The sequence below is a fragment of the Mycobacterium sp. MOTT36Y genome (assembly GCF_000262165.1).
In the GTDB taxonomy this organism is placed as follows: domain Bacteria; phylum Actinomycetota; class Actinomycetes; order Mycobacteriales; family Mycobacteriaceae; genus Mycobacterium; species Mycobacterium intracellulare.
In genome coordinates this window covers 510153-527459 of the sequence record NC_017904.1, presented here as the reverse complement: position 1 = coordinate 527459, position 17307 = coordinate 510153, and the positions used below count along the sequence as shown (strand labels likewise).

The following is a 17307-nucleotide window of genomic DNA, read 5'->3' as shown; positions in this document are numbered from 1 at the left end:
CATGCCCATCGACGTAGACGTCGCGCTGAACGCCGAGCTGGACCCCATCGAATTCTCTTGGGCCAGCAGCGATGTGCAGCTCTATCACCTCGGCCTGGGCGCGGGCGCGGACCCGATGGATCCGCGCGAGCTGCGCTACCTGGTCGACGACACCCCGCAGGTGCTGCCCACGTTCGGCAACGTGGCCGCCACCTTCCACGCCACGAAACCGCCGACCGTGCAGTTCCCGGGCATCGACATCGAGCTGAGCAAGGTGCTGCACGCCAGCGAGCGGGTCGAGGTGCCCGGGCCGCTGCCGCCGTCGGGCTCGGCCAAGGCCGTCACCCGGTTCACCGACATCTGGGACAAGGGCAAGGCCGCGGTGATCTGGAGCGAGACGACGGTGACCGCGCCGGACGGCACGCTGTTGTGGACGCAGCGACGGTCGATCTTCGCCCGTGGCGAAGGCGGCTTCGGCGGTGAGCGCGGCCCGTCGGGCGGCGACGCCGCGCCCGAGCGGGCCCCCGACCTGGAGGTCGATGTGCCGATCCTGCCTCAGCAGGCGCTGCTCTACCGGTTGTGTGGCGACCGCAACCCGCTGCACTCCGATCCCGAATTCGCCGCTGCCGCAGGCTTTTCGCAGCCCATCCTGCACGGGCTGTGCACGTACGGCATGACCTGCAAGGCTATCACCGACGCGCTGCTCGACGGTGACACCGCCGCGGTGGCCGCCTACGGTGCGCGTTTCGCCGGGGTGGCATTCCCCGGCGAAACGCTCAAGGTCGGCATCTGGAAGGAGGGCGGCCGCTTTTTGGCCAGCGTTGTCGCGCCCTCGCGCGACAACGCCGTCGTGCTCTCCGGGGTCGAACTCGTCCCGGCCTAACGGCTTGGGGCGCGCCTTTCTCTTTTGCTTTGCGGCGAGCGCCCGGCTAGCTGGGCGCTCGATTGCGAGCGCCCGCGTGGACGGGAGTTCGGCCGGCACGCGCGGCGAGAACCCTGCGGACAATGTCGGCGGGCCGATCACCAGCGACCACCCGGACTACGATCCAGCCTTTGCGTTGCAGCCGCTCCAAGCGCCGAATATCCCAGCCGAATTGTGAATGATCGCTGCGGTGATGGTCGCCGTCGTACTCGACGGCGACCATGATGTCCTCCCAGCCCATGTCCAGATAGGCCATCGGGCTGGCGAATTCGTCGAGCACCGGGATCTGTGTCTGCGGCTTCGGCAAGCCGGCTTGGATCAAGACAACGCGCAGCCATGACTCTTTGGGCGACTGGGCGCCGGCATCGAATAGCTCCGCCGCCCGCCGCGCTCGCGCAATGCCTCGGCGTCCGGTGTACCTTCGGGCGAGCAGCTCGATATCAGCGGCTTTGATCTCCGTCGCTCGTGCAAGCGCATCGATACCTGCCACGGCGGTCATCGTCGGGTACCAGCAGCCGAGGTCGAGCGCTGTCCGCGTCGGTGATGTAAGCGCTACGCCGTCGATCGTCTCGATTTCGTCCGCTTCGACGGTGTCTCTGTGCAGCTGTATCCCCGCCGCGACATGGTGATTGTCGTGGATCACCTCCACAGCTCTTCGGTCGTCGATCCATTTGCTCCCGTACAGCGCGGCCGCCGAGAAGCCCGCCACAATCCCCCGTCGGCCTGTCCACAGCCAGCCGGCCTTGGCGCGCACTGCCGCGGTGAGCTCGGCGTCGCGATCAATGTAGACGTCTCGAAACAGCCTGACGTAGCGGGCTTCCAGTTGACTTTTGGTCAGCAGTCCACCCGCAACGGCTTCACTTCCGACAAATGGCTCGCCCATCGCCGCAGCGTCGCATGCTAAACCAGCCGCGTCACTTCAGCTGTCCAAAGCCCGGCCAGACGGGCGTTGGGCGTCGAACGCCCGGCCAGCCGGGCGCTCGGCGGGGGCGAAGCGCGCCTTAGCCGAGGATTAGGCCCGAGGTGGGCACGCCCGTACCCGCAGTGACGAGCACGTGCTCGACATCGGGCACCGGGTTCACCGAGGTGCCCCGCAGTTGCCGCACACCCTCGGCGATGCCGTTCATGCCGTGGATGTAGGCCTCGCCGAGTTGGCCACCATGGGTGTTGATGGGCAGCCGGCCGCCGATCTCGATCGCCCCGTCGGCGATGAAGTCCTTGGCCTCACCGCGACCGCAGAATCCCAACTCCTCCAACTGAATCAGCGTGAACGGAGTGAAGTGGTCATACAGCACGGCGGTCTGGATGTCGCTCGGTTTGAGCCCCGACTGCGCCCACAACTGCTGCCCGACGACCCCCATCTCGGGCAGACCGAGCTCGGGCCGGTAGTAGCTGACCATCGTGTATTGGTCGGGGCTGGAGCCCTGCGCCGCCGCCTCGATGATCGCCGGCCGCTGCTTGAGGTCCTTCGCCCGCTCGGGCGACGTCACCACGATCGCCACCGCCCCGTCGGTCTCCTGGCAGCAGTCCAGCAGCCGCAGCGGCTCGGCGATCCACCGCGAATTCTGGTGGTCTTCAATCGTTATCGGCTTCTCGTAGAAGTAGGCCTTCGGGTTCTTGGCCGCATGCTTGCGGTCGGCCACCGAGATCGCGCCGAAGTCCCGGCTGGTCGCCCCGGACAGGTGCATGTAGCGCTGGGCGATCATCGCGACCTGTGCGGCGGGCGTGGACAGCCCGTGCGGGTAGGAGAACGAGTTGTCCGCCGCCGTCGAATCAGCCTGCACGCCGGCGTTTCCCACCAACCGGGTCTGCACCTGACCGAACCGCATGCCGGATCGCTCGTTGAACGCCCGGTACGCGACGACGACGTCGGCCACGCCGGTGGCCACGGCGAGCGCCGCCTGCTGAACGGTCGCGCAGGCGGCGCCGCCGCCATAACCGATCTGCGAGAAGAACGTCAGGTCACCGATGCCGACCGCGCGTGCCACAGCGGTCTCGTTGTTGGTGTCCATCGTGAAGGTGGTCAACCCGTCGACATCGGACGGGCTCAGCCCGGCGTCGTCCAGGGCATCCAGGACCGCCTCGGCGGCCAACCGCAGCTCGCTGCGGCCGGAGTCCTTGGAGAAGTCGGTAGCGCCGATCCCGACGATCGCGGCTCGGCCGTTCAATAAGCCCGCTGACATCTATGCGCCCCCGATCGTCAGCGTCACGTTCGCGATGACGTGATCGCCAAGGCTGTTGCGGCCAAACACTTTCAGCGTGATCAGGCCGTCGTCGACGGCCGTCACCTCACCGGAGAACGTCACGGTGTCGTAGGCGTACCACGGCACACCCAGGCGCAGGCCGATCGACTTGATCAGCGCCGTCGGGCCCGCCCAGTCGGTGACGTAGCGCTGCACCAGCCCGGTGTCGGTGAGGATGTTGACGAAGATGTCCTTGGAACCCTTGGCCTGCGCCAGGTCCCGGTCGTGGTGCACGTCCTGAAAGTCCCTGGTGGCCAGGGCCGTCGAGATGATGAACGTCGGCGTGCCATGCAGCTTGAGTTCGGGCAACGTGGTGCCCACTTCGACAACGGGTGCGCTCATGCTTCGTCTCCCATGGGCTCCCAGGCGTAGAGGCTCCACTCGGGCCCGGATTCACCGGCCGGGAAGTCGATATAGGTTGCCCGGACCGGCATTCCGATCTTGACCTCGGCGTGGTCGACGTTGCGCAGCTCGCCGAGCATCCGGACGCCCTCTTCCAGTTCGACCAGTGCGATCACGAACGGCAGCGTGCGCCCGGGTACCTTCGGTGCGTGGTGCACCACGTAGCTGAACACCGTGCCCCGGCCGCTGGCGACCGCGAAATCGATCGGCTCGGCCTTGTCCTGCCACACCGCGGGCACCGGCGGGTGCTGCAGGGCGCCGTCGGGGAGGCGCTGGATACGCAGCTCGTGCGCCGCCACACCCTCCCAGAAGAAGGCGGTGTCGCGTGAGACCGCCGGACGCATCATGGCGTCGGCGTCCAGGTCCTGAGGGACCGATGCGGTCGCGCCGGAATCCTCGCGGGGCCTGAATTTCAGGATCCGCCAGGCCATCTCGGCGACATCCTCGTCGCCGACCCGCCACGTGATGTGCTGGTTGATGAACCAGCCCTCGCCGAGCCCGGTCTGCTTGGGACCGACCACGTCGCGCATCTCGGACACGACGGTGACCTGCTCGCCGGGACGCAGATACCGGTGGTAGGTCTGCTCGCAGTTGGTGGCGACCACGCCGATGTAGCCGGCCTCGTCGAACAGCTGCATGATCGGGCCCATGGGGTCGTCGGTCGGGCGTTCCCCGCCCAGGCCGAACATCGTCCAGACCTGAATCATGGCCGGCGGGGCGACAATTCCGGGATGACCGGCCGCCTTGGCCGCGGCCTCGTCGACGTAGATCGGGTTGCGGTCACCCAGCGCCTCGACCCAGTTGTTGATCGTCGGCTGGTTCACCGGATCCCGGGCCTCGCGCGGGGCAGCGACGACGGTGGCGGTGATCTCCGCAACCGCTTCCTTGATATCGGTCATCGAGGCACCCTCGGCACTTTGAGTCCGGCCGCGGCGATCATCTCGCGCATCACCTCGTTCACACCGCCCCCGAACGTGATCACCAGGTTGCGCTTGGTCTGGGAGTCCAGCCAGTTGAGCAGGTCAGCGGTGTCCGAATCGGCGGGGTTACCGTACTTGCCGACGATCTCCTCGGCGAGCCGACCGATGTACTGAATCTTCTCGGTACCAAAGACTTTGGTCGACGCCGCATCGGCGACGTTGATGTCCTCCCCGGCGGCGGCCACCTGCCAGTTGAGCAGCTCGTTGATGCGCCACATCGCGTGAATCTCGCCGAGCGCGCGCCTGACGTCGGCGTGGTCGATCGGGGTGACCCCGTCACTTCCCGGCTTGGACGCCCAGGCGTGCACCCGGTCGTAGATGCCCGCGGTACGCCCGGCCGGGCCGAGCATGACACGTTCGTTGTTGAGCTGGGTGGTGATCAGCCGCCACCCGCCGTTCTCCTCGCCGACCAGCATGTCGGCGGGCACCCGCACATCGTTGTAATACGTGGCGTTGGTGTGGTGGGCGCCGTCGGACAGGATGATCGGCGTCCAGGAGTAACCGGGATCCTTGGTGTCGACGATCAGGATCGAAATGCCCTTGTGTTTCACGGCTTCGGGGTCCGTGCGGCAGGCCAGCCAGATGTAGTCGGCGTCGTGGGCTCCGGTGGTGAAGACCTTCTGCCCGTTGACGATGTACTCGTCGCCGTGACGCACGGCGGTGGTCCGCAGCGAGGCCAGGTCCGTACCGGCCTCGGGCTCGGTGTAGCCGATCGCGAAGTGCACCTCGCCGGCGAGGATCGCCGGCAGGAACTTCTTCTTCTGCATCTCGCTGCCGAACTGCTGCAGGGTCGGACCGACCGTCTGCAGCGTGACCGCGGGCAGCGGCACGTCGGCGCGATGCGCCTCGTTGACGAAGATCGACTGCTCGATCGGGCCGAAACCCAAGCCGCCGAATTCCTTTGGCCACCCGACGCCGAGCTTGCCGTCCTGGCCCATCCGGCGGATCACCGCGCGGTAGGCCTCGTTGTGACGGTCCTGCTCCATCGCCTTCATCTCGTCGGACGAGATCAGGTTCGAGAAGTATTCCCGCAATTCCGCCTGCAGCTGGCGCTGCTCCGGGGTCAGGTCTATGAACATTGCGCTCCCACCAGATCGAGACGATGAGAAGGACCGCCCAGCAACCGGGTCAGGTCCTTGATCGTGGAGTAGTACCGGTGCATCGGATAGGTGATGTCCATGCCCATGCCGCCGTGCAGGTGATGGCAGAGCTGCATCACCGGCGGCGCCTGCGAGGTGACCCAATACCCCAGGACGTCGAGGTCGTCGTCGGCATCCCGCCCCTCCGACAGCCGCCACACGACCGATTTCGCCACCAAATCGATGGTGCGCGAGGCGATGTAGACCTCGGCGAGCTGTGCGGCCACGGTCTGGAAGGTCGACAGCGGCTTGCCGAATTGCTTGCGGTTGGCCACGTAGTCGGCGGTCAGCCGCAGCGCCCCGGCCACCAGCCCGTCGGCGTAGGCGCCGATGGAAGCCAGCACCAGCTGGTTGACGCGCTGCGCGGTGGCGCCGGCCAAGACGTCGGCGTCCTCGACGGCGACGTCGGTGAACGTGACCGTGTACTCGTCGGAGTCATTGGAGGTCGGCGTCTGGACCACCTCGACGCCGCCGGCCTTCGGCGACACCACGACCACCGCGCTGTCGGCGGTGACGATCATCCAATCCGCTTGTCCGGCATAGCCGACGCCGACCTTGGTGCCCGACAGCCGGCCGCCCGCGAACGTGGTCGACGGCCGGTCCGGCAACGCGGCGCCGGGCTCGTTGAGCGCCGCGGTCAGCACGCCGCCCTTGCCGACGCCCGCCAAAAACCGGTCCTGCTGGTCCTCGGACGCCAGGTCAAGCAGGGGGACCACACCGAAACCCAGGGTGGCCAGGGCCGGCGTGATCGCGCCGTGGCGACCGATCTCCGTCAGCACGGTCGCGACCTCGGGCAATCCCACCCCGTCACCGCCGAGGCGCTCGGGCACCGGCAGCGCCGTCACGCCGCCGTTGACCAAAGCCTCCCAACTCAATTCGCGCTCGAACACCGACGTCACGACGTCGGCGACCGCCTGCTGTGTCGCGGTGAGATCGAAATCCATCGTGGCTTCGGCCGCCATATCAGTGCGCCACCGGGCACTTGCCGGTGTAGTCGACCTGCCAGTGCTTGATGCCGTTGAGCCACCCCGACCGCAGCCGCTCGGGCGCGGAGATCGGCTTGAGGTCCGGCATGTGGTCGGCCACGGCGTTGAAGATCAGGCTGATCGTCATCCGGGCCAGGTTGGCGCCGATGCAGTAGTGGGCACCGGTGCCGCCAAAGCCCACGTGCGGGTTGGGGTTTCGCATGATGTTGAAGCTGTGCGGATCCTCGAAGACCTCTTCGTCGAAGTTGGCCGAGCGGTAGAACATCACGACCCGCTGGCCCTTCTTGATCTGCACACCGGACAGCTCGTAGTCCTCCAGCGCGGTCCGCTGGAACGCGGTGACCGGCGTTGCCCACCGGACGATTTCGTCGGGCGCGGTGTCCGGGCGCTCCTTCTTGAACAGCTCCCACTGGTCGGGGTTGTCCGCGAACGCGATCATGCCGTGCGTGATCGAGTTCCGGGTGGTTTCGTTGCCCGCGACGGCCAGCATGACCACGAAGAACCCGAATTCGTCGTCGGAGAGCTTCTCGCCGTCGATGTCGGCCTGGATCAGCTGGGTGACGATGTCGTCGCCGGGGTTCTTGGCGCGCTCCTCGGCCATCTTCATCGCGTACATGATCAGCTCGGCCGAGGACATCGCGGGATCGATGTGCGCGTACTCGGGGTCTTCGTTGCCGGTCATCTCGTTGGACCAGCGGAAGATCTTGTCCCGATCCTCCTGCGGAACGCCCAGCAGACCCGCGATGGCCTGCAGCGGCAGCTCACAGGAGACCTGCTCGACGAAGTCGCCGGAGCCCGACGAGGCGGCCGTCTTCGCGATGTTTTGCGCGCGGGCGTCCAACTCGTCGCGCAGCCGTCCGATGGCCCGCGGGGTGAAGCCGCGCGAGATGATCTTGCGCAGCCGGGTGTGGTGCGGGGCGTCCATGTTGAGCATGACGTTGCGCTGCAGGTCGATCTGCTCGCGCGTCATCTCCTGCGGCCACACCGGGATGGCGCAGTCCTGCTGAGACGAGAAGATGTCACTGCGCACAGAGATCTCTTTGACGTCCTTGTGCTTGGTGATGGCCCAATAGCCTTTGTCGCCAAAACCGCCCGTGCCGCCCGGGACGTCTACCCAGAAGATCGGCTCGGACTTGCGCACTTCGGCCAACTCCGCGACCGGGAGGCCTTTGACACTGACGTCCGGATCGAGAAAATCAAACCCGGGCGGAAGATTCGGACTGGGCACGCTACTTCTCCTAACTACAGTCCTCGATGACTCGCGATCCCAGGACACTAGCTGTCCTAGTGATGCTCTGGTGCCAGTAAAACATGCCTCCACCGCAGACAAAAGGCGGCGACGCATCCTCGCTTGTCATAGTAATGAAACGTGTTCTAGCCTGGCGTCATGGGTAACCCGGTAATCGTCGAAGCCACCCGCAGCCCGATCGGCAAGCGCAACGGATGGTTGTCAGGGCTGCACGCCACCGAGCTATTGGGTGCGGTGCAGAAGGCGCTGGTGGAGAAGGCAGGCATCGACGCCGGCGACGTCGAACAGGTCATCGGCGGCTGCGTCACGCAGTACGGCGAACAGTCCAACAACATCAGCCGGGTCAGCTGGCTGGTGGCCGGGCTGCCCGAACACGTCGGCGCCATGACCGTGGACTGCCAGTGCGGCAGCGGCCAGCAGGCCAACGGCCTGGTCGCCGGGCTGATCGCCGCCGGCGCCATCGACATCGGTATCGCGTGCGGCATCGAGGCCATGAGCCGCGTCGGCCTCGGCGCCAACGCGGGCCCCGACCGCAGCATCCTGCGGCCCGCGTCGTGGGACATCGACCTGCCCGACCAGTTCACCGCCGCCGAGCGGATCGCCAAGCGGCGTGGCATCACCCGCGAGGAGATCGACGAGTTCGGCTTCAACTCGCAGGCCAGGGCCAAGCAGGCCTGGGACGAGGGCCGCTTCGACCGTGAGATCTCCCCGATCGAGGCCCCGGCGCTCGACGAGAACAAGCAGCCGACGTCGGAGCGCGTCACCATCTCCCGCGACCAGGGCTTGCGCGAGACGACCCTGTCGGGTCTGAGCGCGCTGAAGCCCGTCCTCGAGGGCGGAATCCACACGGCGGGAACGTCGTCGCAGATCTCCGACGGCGCGGCGGCCGTGCTGTGGATGGACGAGGACAAGGCCAAGGCTCTGGGCCTGCGGCCGCGCGCCCGCATCGTCAGCCAGGCGCTGGTCGGCGCCGAGCCCTACTACCACCTCGACGGACCGGTGCAGTCGACGGCCAAGGTGCTGGAGAAGGCCGGCATGAAGATGGGGGACATCGACCTCGTCGAGATCAACGAGGCGTTCGCCTCGGTGGTGTTGTCCTGGGCGCGGGTGCACGAGCCGGACATGGCCAGGGTCAACGTCAACGGGGGCGCCATCGCGCTCGGCCACCCGGTCGGGTCGACCGGCAGCCGGCTGATCACCACCGCGCTGCACGAGCTGGAGCGCACCGACCAGACCACCGCATTGATCACGATGTGCGCGGGCGGCGCCCTGTCCACCGGCACCATCATCGAGCGCATCTAGTTCCCCCTTGCTCGTCTCCGAAGAGAGCCGCATCGCCGCGGCGCAGTCCTATATCGACGCGTTGGTCAGCCACGACGGCGACACGGTCCCGTTCGCGGCCGGCTGCACCCGCATCGAGCAGGGCATCAAGAACGGGTTCTCCGGAAATCACCTGCGGCGCAGCCTGAATCGTGGGCCGCAGTATCGGCTGCTGGCGCACACGACGACGCCGGAGTACCGCATCGACGGCGACGACGTGCACGCCGCGTACCTGGTGCTGACCAAGGCGGCGTTGGGCGGGCGTCGGCTCGCGGCGCACGTCACCGAGACCTTCGTCATTCCGGCCGAAAGCGCAAGCGGGAAAGCCGAAATCCACCACATCAAGGTTCGCTTCCACCCCTTCATCCAGCGTTAGGGACGTCGAGGAACATCATGCCGAAACCGAAGCCACGCGCACTGAACTCACCCTGGGTCGCCTTCATCATCAAGTGGATGGCCAAGGGCAACGCATGGATATACCGACGCAGCAATGGAAAATTCGGCGGCACCTTCCAGAAGGCCCCCGTCGCGCTGCTCACCACGACGGGACGCAAGACCGGCGAACCGCGGGTGAGCCCGCTGCTTTACCTACGCGAGGGCGATCGGGTGGTACTGGTCGCATCGAAGGGCGGCAGCGACAAGCACCCGCTGTGGTACCTCAACCTCAAGGCCAATCCCAAAGTGTCCGTGCAGATCAAGGACGAGGTGCTTCACCTGCAGGCCCGCGACGCCACCGAGGCGGAACGGGCCGAGTACTGGCCGAAGTTGGACGCCATGTATCCCTCGTTCGACGATTACCGGTCCTGGACCGATCGGGTGATCCCGGTCGTCATCTGCGACCCCTAGAGTTTCAAATCGCCCGGATGGGGAACCATCCTGGGCAAGATGTCCGAGCGTCGCTGGATCCGCAACTCGCGCCCGATTGCGCTGCTGCTCAAGTACTTCGCGCGCGCCCACATCTGGGTGTACCGCCGAACCAACGGCAGGCTCGGCGCGAAACTGCTGCGATTCCCGGCGGCGCTGCTGACCACGACCGGACGCAAGTCCAACCGGCCGCGGACCACCGCGACGCTCTACCTGCGCGACGGTGAACGGGTGATTTTGCCCGCGTCGTTCGGCGGCCGCGACGAAGACCCGGTGTGGTATCTGAACCTTCGGGAGAATCCCGAGGTGCGGGTGCAGATCCGGGCCCAGCGCCTGGAATTGATCGCGCGCGACGCGACCGACGCCGAGCGCGAACGCTATTGGCCGCCGCTGATGCGGATGTACCCGCCCTACCGCAAGTACCGCGAAGCCGCTGACCGGGTCATCCCGCTCGTGGTGTGCGAACCCCCTCGGCGAGCGTGCACCGACGGCGAAGATTCGGCGAAATCATCGCCGTGAGTGCGCGTTCGGCGCGGGCGCCGCGTCAGGCGCCGTAGACCGGGACCGGCGGGCGCGCCTTGGCGAGCAGGTCGGCGACGACGCGTCCCAGCTCCGCGGGATCCCACCGCGCCCCCTTGTCGATCTCCGGCCCGTGCGCCCAGCCCTCGGCGACGCGAATCTTGCCGCCCTCGACCTCGAACACCTTGCCGGTCACGTCGCGCGATTCGGCGCTGCCCAGCCAAACCACCAGGGGGGAAATGTTTTCCGGGGCCATCGCGTCGAAATCCTGGTCCTGGGTGGACATCATCTCGGCGAAGACGGTCTCGGTCATGCGGGTGCGCGCCGAGGGAGCGATGGCGTTGACGGTGACGCCGTAGCGGCCCATCTCGGCCGCGCCGACGAGCGTCATCGCCGCGATGCCCGCCTTGGCGGCGCTGTAGTTGCCCTGCCCGACGCTGCCCTGCAGGCCGGCGCCCGAGCTCGTGTTGATGATCCGGGCGTCCACGGTTTTGCCCTCTTTGGACAACCCACGCCAGTACGACGCGGCGTGCCGCATCGTGGCGAAGTGGCCCTTGAGGTGCACGGCGACGACGGCGTCGAACTCCTCCTCGCTGGTGTTGGCCATCATCCTGTCGCGCACGATGCCGGCGTTGTTCACCAAAACGTCCAGGCCACCGAAGGTTTCGACGGCGGTCCGAATCAGTTCGGCAGCCTGGTCCCAGTCGGCGACGTTGGAACCATTGGCGACGGCTTCCCCCCCGGCGGCGATGATCTCGTCGACCACGCCCTGGGCGGCGCTGCCGCCGCCCGCCGGTGACCCGTCCAGGCCCACCCCGATGTCGTTGACCACCACCCGCGCACCCTCGGCGGCGAAGGCCAGCGCGTGCGCGCGGCCGATGCCGCCGCCCGCCCCGGTGACGATGACGACGCGGCCGTCAACCACTCCCATAGTCCTTGTCTCCTCTACTTGACCGCGCTGGCGGTCGTGGTGGACAGATAGTGCGGCGGCTCGCCGCCGCCGTGCACCTCCAACGAGGCCCCGCTGATGTAGGAGGCCGCGTCCGAGGCCAAAAACGCTGCGGCCCAACCGACGTCCTCGGGTTTGGCCAGCCGGCCCAACGGCACATTCTTCGAGATCGCGGCGATCGAGTCCGCGTCGCCGTAGAACAGTTCCGATTGTTCGGTCTCGACCATGCCGACCACACAGGCGTTGACTCGGACCTTGGGCCCCCATTCCACGGCCAAGGTCTGGGTGAGGCTCTCCAGCCCCGCCTTGGCCGCCCCGTACGCGCCGGTACCCGGGGAGGGCCGACGCCCGGACAGGCTGCAGATGTTGATGATCGACCCGCCGCGCGGCTGGGCTTGCATCTTGTCGTTCGCGTGCTGCGAAACAGACAGCGCGCCAATGAGATTGAGCTCGATGATCTTGCGGTTGAACTTGGCGCTGGACTCCGCGGTCAGCACGTAGGGCGATCCCCCGGCGTTGTTGACGACGACATCGAGGCCGCCGTGCCGGTCCGCGACGGTGTCGATCAATTCCCTGACCGCGTCGTCATCGCGGACGTCGCAGGAGTGGAACTCATACGGCGATCCCTCGACCGGCCGTCGCGCGCAGGTGACGACGGTGGCGCCCTGCGCGGCGAAAACCGCGCTGATGCCCGCGCCCACCCCGCGAACGCCGCCGGTGACGAGAACCACCCGCCCGGCCAGCCCCAAGTTCATGGCTTCTGCAAATGGGGGGCATGCTTCGGCGCGAGTCACTGTGCTAGCGTACCAAGCAAGTGCTTGCTTAGGTAGTTACCCCACGAGGAAGTGGCACCTTGACCATCACATCCACCACCACCGAACCGGGCATCGTCGCAGTTACCGTCGACTACCCGCCCGTCAACGCCATCCCGTCGCGCGGCTGGTTCGAACTGGCCGACGCCGTCACCGCGGCCGGCCAGGACCCGCAAACCCACGTCGTGATCCTGCGGGCCGAGGGCCGCGGGTTCAACGCCGGGGTCGACATCAAGGAGATGCAGCGCACCGAGGGATTCACCGCGCTGATCGACGCCAACCGCGGCTGCTTCGCCGCGTTCCGCGCGGTCTACGAATGCGCGGTGCCGGTCGTCGCGGCCGTGAACGGATTCTGCGTCGGCGGCGGCATCGGCCTGGTCGGCAACTCCGACGTCATCGTCGCCTCCGAGGACGCCACCTTCGGGCTGCCCGAGGTGGAACGCGGCGCGCTCGGCGCGGCCACCCACCTGTCCCGGCTGGTGCCACAGCACCTGATGCGACGGCTGTTCTTCACCGCCGCCACGGTCGACGCCGCCACCCTGCACCACTTCGGTTCGGTGCACGAGGTGGTGCCGCGCGATCAGCTGGACGAGGCCGCGCTACGGGTCGCGCGCGACATCGCCGCCAAGGACACCCGGGTCATCCGGGCGGCCAAGGAGGCGCTGAACCTCATCGACGTGCAACGCGTCAACTCGAGTTACCGCATGGAGCAAGGCTTTACGTTCGAGCTCAATCTCGCCGGGGTGGCCGACGAGCACCGCGACGCGTTCGCCGGCACGACGAAGGGCAAGGACGCGTGAGCGACAAGAGAACCACCCTCGACGAGGCCGTCGCGCAGGTGCGCAGCGGCATGACCATCGGCATCGGCGGATGGGGATCTCGGCGCAAGCCAATGGCATTCGTGCGCGCCCTGCTGCGCACCGATGTCACCGACCTGACCGTGGTCACCTACGGCGGGCCCGACCTGGGGCTGCTGTGCTCGGCCGGCAAGGTGAAGCGCGTCTACTACGGGTTCGTCTCGCTGGACTCCCCGCCGTTCTACGACCCGTGGTTCGCCAAGGCCCGGGCGGCCGGGGCGATCGAGGCCCGCGAAATGGACGAGGGCATGCTGCGCTGCGGGTTACAGGCCGCCGCGCAACGCCTGCCCTTCCTGCCGATACGGGCCGGGCTGGGCAGTTCGGTGCCCGACTTCTGGGAGGGTGAACTGCAGACCGTCACTTCGCCGTACCCCACGGACGGCGGACGCGAAACGCTGATCGCCATGCCCGCGCTGCGCCTGGACGCCGCATTCGTCCACCTCAACCTCGGCGACAGCCGGGGCAACGCCGCCTACACCGGGATCGACCCCTACTTCGACGATCTGTTCCTGATGGCCGCCGACAGGCGCCACCTGTCGGTCGAGCGCATCGTATCCACCGACGAACTGATCAAGGCGGTGCCGCCGCAGGCGGTGCTGGTCAATCGGATGATGGTCGACAGCGTCGTGGAGGCGCCGGGCGGTGCCCACTTCACCACCGCGGCACCGGATTACGGGCGCGACGAGAAGTTCCAGCGGCACTACGCCGAGGCGGCGTCGACCGACGAGGGCTGGCAGAAGTTCACCCAGACCTACCTGTCGGGCACCGAAGACGACTACCAGGCGGCGGTTCGCGCATTCGCAGAGGAGGCCTGAAAGTGAGCAGCACCCGCGCCGAAGTGTGCGCAGTCGCGTGTGCCGAATTGTTCAGGGACGCAGGCGAGATCATGGTCAGCCCGATGACCAACATGGCCTCCGTCGGGGCGCGGCTGGCCCGCTTGACCTTCTCCCCCGACATCTTGCTGACCGACGGCGAGGCCCAACTGCTGGCCGACACCCCGGCGCTCGGCGCGACCGGTGCCGTCGAGGGCTGGATGCCGTTCGGACGGGTGTTCGAGACGCTGGCCTGGGGGCGTCGCCACGTGGTGATGGGCGCCAATCAGGTTGACCGGTTCGGCAATCAGAACATCTCGGCGTTCGGCCCGTTGCAGCAACCCAAGCGTCAGATGTTCGGCGTGCGCGGCGCCCCGGGCAACGCCATCAACCACGCCACCAGCTATTGGGTGGGCAACCACTCCAAGCGGGTGTTCAGCGAGAAGGTGGACGTGGTCTGCGGGATCGGCTGGGACAACGTCGATGCCGACAATCCGGCGTTTCGGTTCGCCAACACCTACCGGGTCGTGTCGAACCTCGGCGTCTTCGACTTCGGCGGCCCCGACCGGACCATGCGGGCGCTGAGCCTGCACCCCGGGGTCTCGCCGGACGAGGTGCGCGAGGCCACCTCGTTCGAGATCCATGGGCTCGAGGACGCCGAGGAGACCCGGCTGCCCACCGAGGACGAACTGCGCCTCATCCGCGAAACGATCGATCCGAAGTCGTTGCGCGACCGAGAGATACGCTGATGACCAGGTTGCGCACGCCGCTGACCGAGCTGGTCGGTGTCGAGCACCCGGTGGTGCAAACCGGGATGGGCTGGGTGGCCGGGGCGCGCCTGGTGTCGGCCACCGCGAACGCGGGCGGGCTGGGCATTTTGGCGTCGGCCACCATGACGCTGGACGAATTGGCGACGGCCATCGCCAAGGTCAAGGCCGCCACGGACAAGCCGTTCGGCGTGAACATCCGCGCCGACGCGGCCGATGCCGGCGACCGGGTCGATCTGATGATCCGCGAAGGCGTCAAGGTGGCGTCCTTTGCCCTGGCGCCCAAGCAGGAGCTCATCGCCCGGCTCAAAGAGGCCGGCGCGGTGGTGATTCCGTCGATCGGTGCGGCCAAGCACGCCCGCAAGGTCGCCGGGTGGGGTGCGGACGCGATGATCGTGCAGGGCGGCGAGGGTGGCGGGCACACCGGTCCGGTCGCCACCACGCTGCTGCTGCCCTCGGTGCTGGACGCCGTGCGGGGCACCGGCATTCCCGTCATCGCCGCGGGCGGATTCTTCGACGGGCGCGGGTTGGCGGCCGCCCTGAGCTACGGCGCCGCCGGCGTCGCGATGGGCACGCGTTTCCTGCTGACCTCGGATTCGACCGTGCCCGATGCGGTCAAGCGGCGCTATCTGGAGGCGGCGCTGGACGGCACCGTCGTCACCACCCGCGTCGACGGCATGCCGCACCGGGTCCTGCGCACCGGCCTGGTCGAGAAGCTGGAAAACGGTTCGCCGGTGCGGGGTCTGACCGCCGCGGTGCGCAACGCCGCCAAGTTCAAGCACATGTCACGGATGACGTGGCGGTCGATGATCAGCGACGGCCTGGCGATGCGGCACGGCAAGGAGCTGACCTGGTCGCAGGTCGTCATGGCGGCCAACACCCCGATGCTGTTGAAAGCCGGTCTGGTGGACGGCAATACGGAGGCCGGGGTGCTGGCCTCCGGGCAGGTGGCCGGCATCCTCGAGGATCTGCCGTCGTGCGCCGAGCTGATCGATTCGATCGTGCGGGACGCCATCGAGCACCTGCGGGCGGCATCCGCCCTGGTGCACGAGTAGCCACGCGCCGCTTGTGAAGCTATTTGCTGAATTTGGATGTAATTAAGCTATACTCTTCAAATGGGTCGGATGAAGCCACAGCCTTCATCTCGCGCGACGCTGATCGGTGATGTCGTCGGTTCCCGGCGCGCCGCCGATCGCTCCGGGTTGCACCGCGCCCTGTCCGCGGCTCTGCGGGAAGTGGGCGACGGCGCGATCGACCCGCCCGCCTTCACCGTCGGCGACGAGTTCCAGGGCAGCTACCCCACCGTCGGGGCCGCCATCGAGGCGGCATTGACCGTCCGCCTGCTGCTCGCCCCGGACACCGACGTCCGTTTCGGCATCGGATGGGGCGCGGTCACCATCCTCGATGCCGACGCGGGAATTCAGGACGGGCCCGGTTGGTGGAGCGCACGGGCGGCCATCCAGCAGACCGCAGAGGCCCAGCGGCAACCCGGCTTCGCGTTGGTACGCACGACGTTCCGGGCGGACGGTGACACACGCACCGACGCCGCGGCGGTCAACGCGGCGCTGATTTGTCGGGACCATCTGCTTGGATCGCTCGATGAAAGATCGTTGCGGATCGTGAGGGGCTTGATGACGGGCCGAACCAAAAAGGAGCTCGCCGCGGACGAGGGCATCAGTCCATCCGCGGTGTCTCAGCGCGCGAGCCGCGATGGTTTGGATCTTATTGTCCTTGCCAGCCACTATCTTCGGAGTCTGCCGTGAGCGCCGTCGCGGTATTCCTCACGGCGCTCGCAGTCGCCGATCTCGGTCGGCGAGCGCTCCGCACGGTATGGCCGTCGCTCGTGATCGGGCCGGTCGTGGTGGTGGCGTGCGCCGCAGCGGGAGCCCTCTGGCATGCCGGCGACATCCCCTTGCTGGTGCTGGCCGCCGCGGCGGTAGTGGCCTGGGAATGGCTGTGCGCGCGAAGCGAACACAGCGGTAGCCGGCAAGGCGCGGCCCTGGCGGTGTTCGGCGCCGCGCTCGCACTACTGATGCTGCTGTCCGGGTGGTCGTCGCCGACCAACGGCGCGATCGCTCGATGGTCGTCCTGGGTGCACCTGCCGCTCACCCACGTCACGCCCACCCGGCTGCTGATGATCGTCGGCGTCGTCCTGGCCCAGTTCGCCACCGCAAATCAGTTGGTGCGCTTGGTTCTTGCCTCGGTGGGCGCGATGCGCCCGGAAGGTCAGCCGCAGCCGTCGGACCGGCTCAAGGGCGGCAGACTGCTGGGACCGATGGAACGCCTGCTGATCCTGAGCCTCGGTGTCGGCGGGCAGGTCGCCGCGGCGAGCGCCGTCGTCGCCGCCAAGGGGATCATCCGCTTCCCGGAGTTGAACGCGCAGAAGGGCGGTAACGGCGACGTCGGCATCGACGAGGTCACCGAGTACTTCCTCGTCGGCAGCTTCACCAGTTGGCTGCTCGCCCTGGGTGGCATCGGCCTCGTTCTGGCGACCCGCTAAGAGCTTG

Annotated in this window: 20 protein-coding genes; 11 read left to right on the top strand and 9 right to left on the bottom strand. The window is 67.5% G+C overall.

Annotation, left to right across the window (positions count from 1 at the left end; all coding sequences use genetic code 11):
- Position 1: 1 nt before the first annotated feature.
- Positions 2-862: a MaoC/PaaZ C-terminal domain-containing protein gene (locus tag W7S_RS02610; RefSeq protein ID WP_014710856.1), complete on the top strand. Its 861-nt coding sequence runs from the start codon at positions 2-4 to the stop codon at positions 860-862.
- A 46-nt stretch (positions 863-908) separates the two neighbouring features.
- On the opposite strand, the gene W7S_RS02605 is transcribed toward W7S_RS02610, so the two are convergent.
- The 7 genes from W7S_RS02605 to W7S_RS02575 form a co-directional block, all read right to left on the bottom strand.
- Positions 909-1784: a hypothetical protein gene (locus tag W7S_RS02605; protein ID WP_014710855.1), complete on the bottom strand. Its 876-nt coding sequence runs from the start codon at positions 1782-1784 to the stop codon at positions 909-911.
- Between the two features lie 118 nt (positions 1785-1902).
- Positions 1903-3084 (bottom strand): lipid-transfer protein, encoded by a 1182-nt coding sequence (locus W7S_RS02600; RefSeq protein WP_014710854.1) that lies wholly within the window; start codon positions 3082-3084, stop codon positions 1903-1905.
- A complete protein-coding gene (locus tag W7S_RS02595) occupies positions 3085-3486 on the bottom strand; it encodes a MaoC family dehydratase (RefSeq protein WP_008263666.1) in 402 nt (133 codons plus the stop codon).
- A complete protein-coding gene (locus W7S_RS02590; protein WP_008263664.1) occupies positions 3483-4445 on the bottom strand; it encodes a bifunctional MaoC family dehydratase N-terminal/OB-fold nucleic acid binding domain-containing protein in 963 nt (320 codons plus the stop codon). The genes W7S_RS02595 and W7S_RS02590 overlap by 4 nt, the downstream gene beginning before the upstream one ends.
- Positions 4442-5605 (bottom strand): acyl-CoA dehydrogenase FadE29, encoded by a 1164-nt coding sequence (fadE29, locus tag W7S_RS02585; RefSeq protein WP_008263658.1) that lies wholly within the window; start codon positions 5603-5605, stop codon positions 4442-4444. The genes W7S_RS02590 and fadE29 overlap by 4 nt, the downstream gene beginning before the upstream one ends.
- Positions 5596-6609, bottom strand: coding sequence for an acyl-CoA dehydrogenase family protein (locus tag W7S_RS02580; RefSeq protein WP_008263657.1), 1014 nt, complete (start codon positions 6607-6609; stop codon positions 5596-5598). The genes fadE29 and W7S_RS02580 overlap by 10 nt, the downstream gene beginning before the upstream one ends.
- A 19-nt stretch (positions 6610-6628) precedes the next feature.
- Positions 6629-7879: a cytochrome P450 gene (locus tag W7S_RS02575; protein WP_009956913.1), complete on the bottom strand. Its 1251-nt coding sequence runs from the start codon at positions 7877-7879 to the stop codon at positions 6629-6631.
- 159 nt (positions 7880-8038) lie between these two features.
- Here W7S_RS02575 and W7S_RS02570 point away from each other — a divergent pair, with 159 nt between their 5' ends.
- The 4 genes from W7S_RS02570 to W7S_RS02555 are packed head-to-tail and all read left to right on the top strand — an operon-like array spanning position 8039 to position 10603.
- Positions 8039-9202 (top strand): steroid 3-ketoacyl-CoA thiolase, encoded by a 1164-nt coding sequence (locus W7S_RS02570; RefSeq protein WP_008263648.1) that lies wholly within the window; start codon positions 8039-8041, stop codon positions 9200-9202.
- Positions 9203-9209: 7 nt separating this feature from the next.
- Entirely contained in the window at positions 9210-9596 is a 387-nt protein-coding gene (locus W7S_RS02565; RefSeq protein ID WP_008263647.1) for a hypothetical protein, read from the top strand.
- 17 nt (positions 9597-9613) lie between these two features.
- Positions 9614-10066: a nitroreductase family deazaflavin-dependent oxidoreductase gene (locus W7S_RS02560; protein ID WP_008263646.1), complete on the top strand. Its 453-nt coding sequence runs from the start codon at positions 9614-9616 to the stop codon at positions 10064-10066.
- 39 nt (positions 10067-10105) lie between these two features.
- A complete protein-coding gene (locus W7S_RS02555; protein WP_008263645.1) occupies positions 10106-10603 on the top strand; it encodes a nitroreductase family deazaflavin-dependent oxidoreductase in 498 nt (165 codons plus the stop codon).
- 25 nt (positions 10604-10628) lie between these two features.
- Here W7S_RS02555 and W7S_RS02550 read toward each other — a convergent pair whose 3' ends face one another.
- On the bottom strand, positions 10629-11534 hold the full coding sequence (locus W7S_RS02550) for an SDR family oxidoreductase (RefSeq protein ID WP_008263643.1): 906 nt from the start codon (positions 11532-11534) through the stop codon (positions 10629-10631).
- 14 nt (positions 11535-11548) lie between these two features.
- On the bottom strand, positions 11549-12307 hold the full coding sequence (locus tag W7S_RS02545; RefSeq protein ID WP_008263641.1) for an SDR family oxidoreductase: 759 nt from the start codon (positions 12305-12307) through the stop codon (positions 11549-11551).
- Between the two features lie 98 nt (positions 12308-12405).
- Here W7S_RS02545 and echA20 point away from each other — a divergent pair, with 98 nt between their 5' ends.
- Genes echA20 through W7S_RS02515 form a run of 6 tightly spaced genes read left to right on the top strand, consistent with a single transcriptional unit; the run spans position 12406 to position 17300 of the window.
- The gene (gene echA20, locus W7S_RS02540; protein WP_008263639.1) at positions 12406-13164 is read left to right on the top strand and encodes a (7aS)-7a-methyl-1,5-dioxo-2,3,5,6,7,7a-hexahydro-1H-indene-carboxyl-CoA hydrolase; all 759 of its coding nucleotides are present in this window, start codon (positions 12406-12408) and stop codon (positions 13162-13164) included.
- Positions 13161-14036: a cholesterol ring-cleaving hydrolase subunit IpdA gene (gene ipdA, locus W7S_RS02535; RefSeq protein WP_008263637.1), complete on the top strand. Its 876-nt coding sequence runs from the start codon at positions 13161-13163 to the stop codon at positions 14034-14036. The genes echA20 and ipdA overlap by 4 nt, the downstream gene beginning before the upstream one ends.
- Before the next feature lie 2 nt (positions 14037-14038).
- Entirely contained in the window at positions 14039-14782 is a 744-nt protein-coding gene (gene ipdB, locus W7S_RS02530; RefSeq protein ID WP_008263635.1) for a cholesterol ring-cleaving hydrolase subunit IpdB, read from the top strand.
- On the top strand, positions 14782-15855 hold the full coding sequence (gene ipdC, locus W7S_RS02525; protein WP_008263630.1) for a (3aS,4S,5R,7aS)-5-hydroxy-7a-methyl-1-oxo-octahydro-1H-indene-4-carboxyl-CoA dehydrogenase: 1074 nt from the start codon (positions 14782-14784) through the stop codon (positions 15853-15855). Before ipdB ends, ipdC begins: the two co-directional genes overlap by 1 nt.
- Before the next feature lie 60 nt (positions 15856-15915).
- A complete protein-coding gene (locus tag W7S_RS02520; protein WP_008263628.1) occupies positions 15916-16563 on the top strand; it encodes a SatD family protein in 648 nt (215 codons plus the stop codon).
- Positions 16560-17300, top strand: coding sequence for a hypothetical protein (locus W7S_RS02515; protein WP_008263627.1), 741 nt, complete (start codon positions 16560-16562; stop codon positions 17298-17300). The genes W7S_RS02520 and W7S_RS02515 overlap by 4 nt, the downstream gene beginning before the upstream one ends.
- Positions 17301-17307 lie beyond the last annotated feature (7 nt).

What these genes read in the sequence shown, in the direction of transcription:
- W7S_RS02610 (WP_014710856.1), top strand. Translation starts at nt 2, where the DNA reads ATGCCCATCGACGTAGACGTCGCGCTGAACGCCGAGCTGGACCCCATC.
- W7S_RS02605 (WP_014710855.1), bottom strand. Translation starts at nt 1,784, where the DNA reads ATGGGCGAGCCATTTGTCGGAAGTGAAGCCGTTGCGGGTGGACTGCTG.
- W7S_RS02600 (WP_014710854.1), bottom strand. Translation starts at nt 3,084, where the DNA reads ATGTCAGCGGGCTTATTGAACGGCCGAGCCGCGATCGTCGGGATCGGC.
- W7S_RS02595 (WP_008263666.1), bottom strand. Translation starts at nt 3,486, where the DNA reads ATGAGCGCACCCGTTGTCGAAGTGGGCACCACGTTGCCCGAACTCAAG.
- W7S_RS02590 (WP_008263664.1), bottom strand. Translation starts at nt 4,445, where the DNA reads ATGACCGATATCAAGGAAGCGGTTGCGGAGATCACCGCCACCGTCGTC.
- fadE29 (WP_008263658.1), bottom strand. Translation starts at nt 5,605, where the DNA reads ATGTTCATAGACCTGACCCCGGAGCAGCGCCAGCTGCAGGCGGAATTG.
- W7S_RS02580 (WP_008263657.1), bottom strand. Translation starts at nt 6,609, where the DNA reads ATGGATTTCGATCTCACCGCGACACAGCAGGCGGTCGCCGACGTCGTG.
- W7S_RS02570 (WP_008263648.1), top strand. Translation starts at nt 8,039, where the DNA reads ATGGGTAACCCGGTAATCGTCGAAGCCACCCGCAGCCCGATCGGCAAG.
- W7S_RS02560 (WP_008263646.1), top strand. Translation starts at nt 9,614, where the DNA reads ATGCCGAAACCGAAGCCACGCGCACTGAACTCACCCTGGGTCGCCTTC.
- W7S_RS02555 (WP_008263645.1), top strand. Translation starts at nt 10,106, where the DNA reads ATGTCCGAGCGTCGCTGGATCCGCAACTCGCGCCCGATTGCGCTGCTG.
- W7S_RS02550 (WP_008263643.1), bottom strand. Translation starts at nt 11,534, where the DNA reads ATGGGAGTGGTTGACGGCCGCGTCGTCATCGTCACCGGGGCGGGCGGC.
- W7S_RS02545 (WP_008263641.1), bottom strand. Translation starts at nt 12,307, where the DNA reads ATGAACTTGGGGCTGGCCGGGCGGGTGGTTCTCGTCACCGGCGGCGTT.
- ipdC (WP_008263630.1), top strand. Translation starts at nt 14,782, where the DNA reads ATGACCAGGTTGCGCACGCCGCTGACCGAGCTGGTCGGTGTCGAGCAC.
- W7S_RS02520 (WP_008263628.1), top strand. Translation starts at nt 15,916, where the DNA reads ATGGGTCGGATGAAGCCACAGCCTTCATCTCGCGCGACGCTGATCGGT.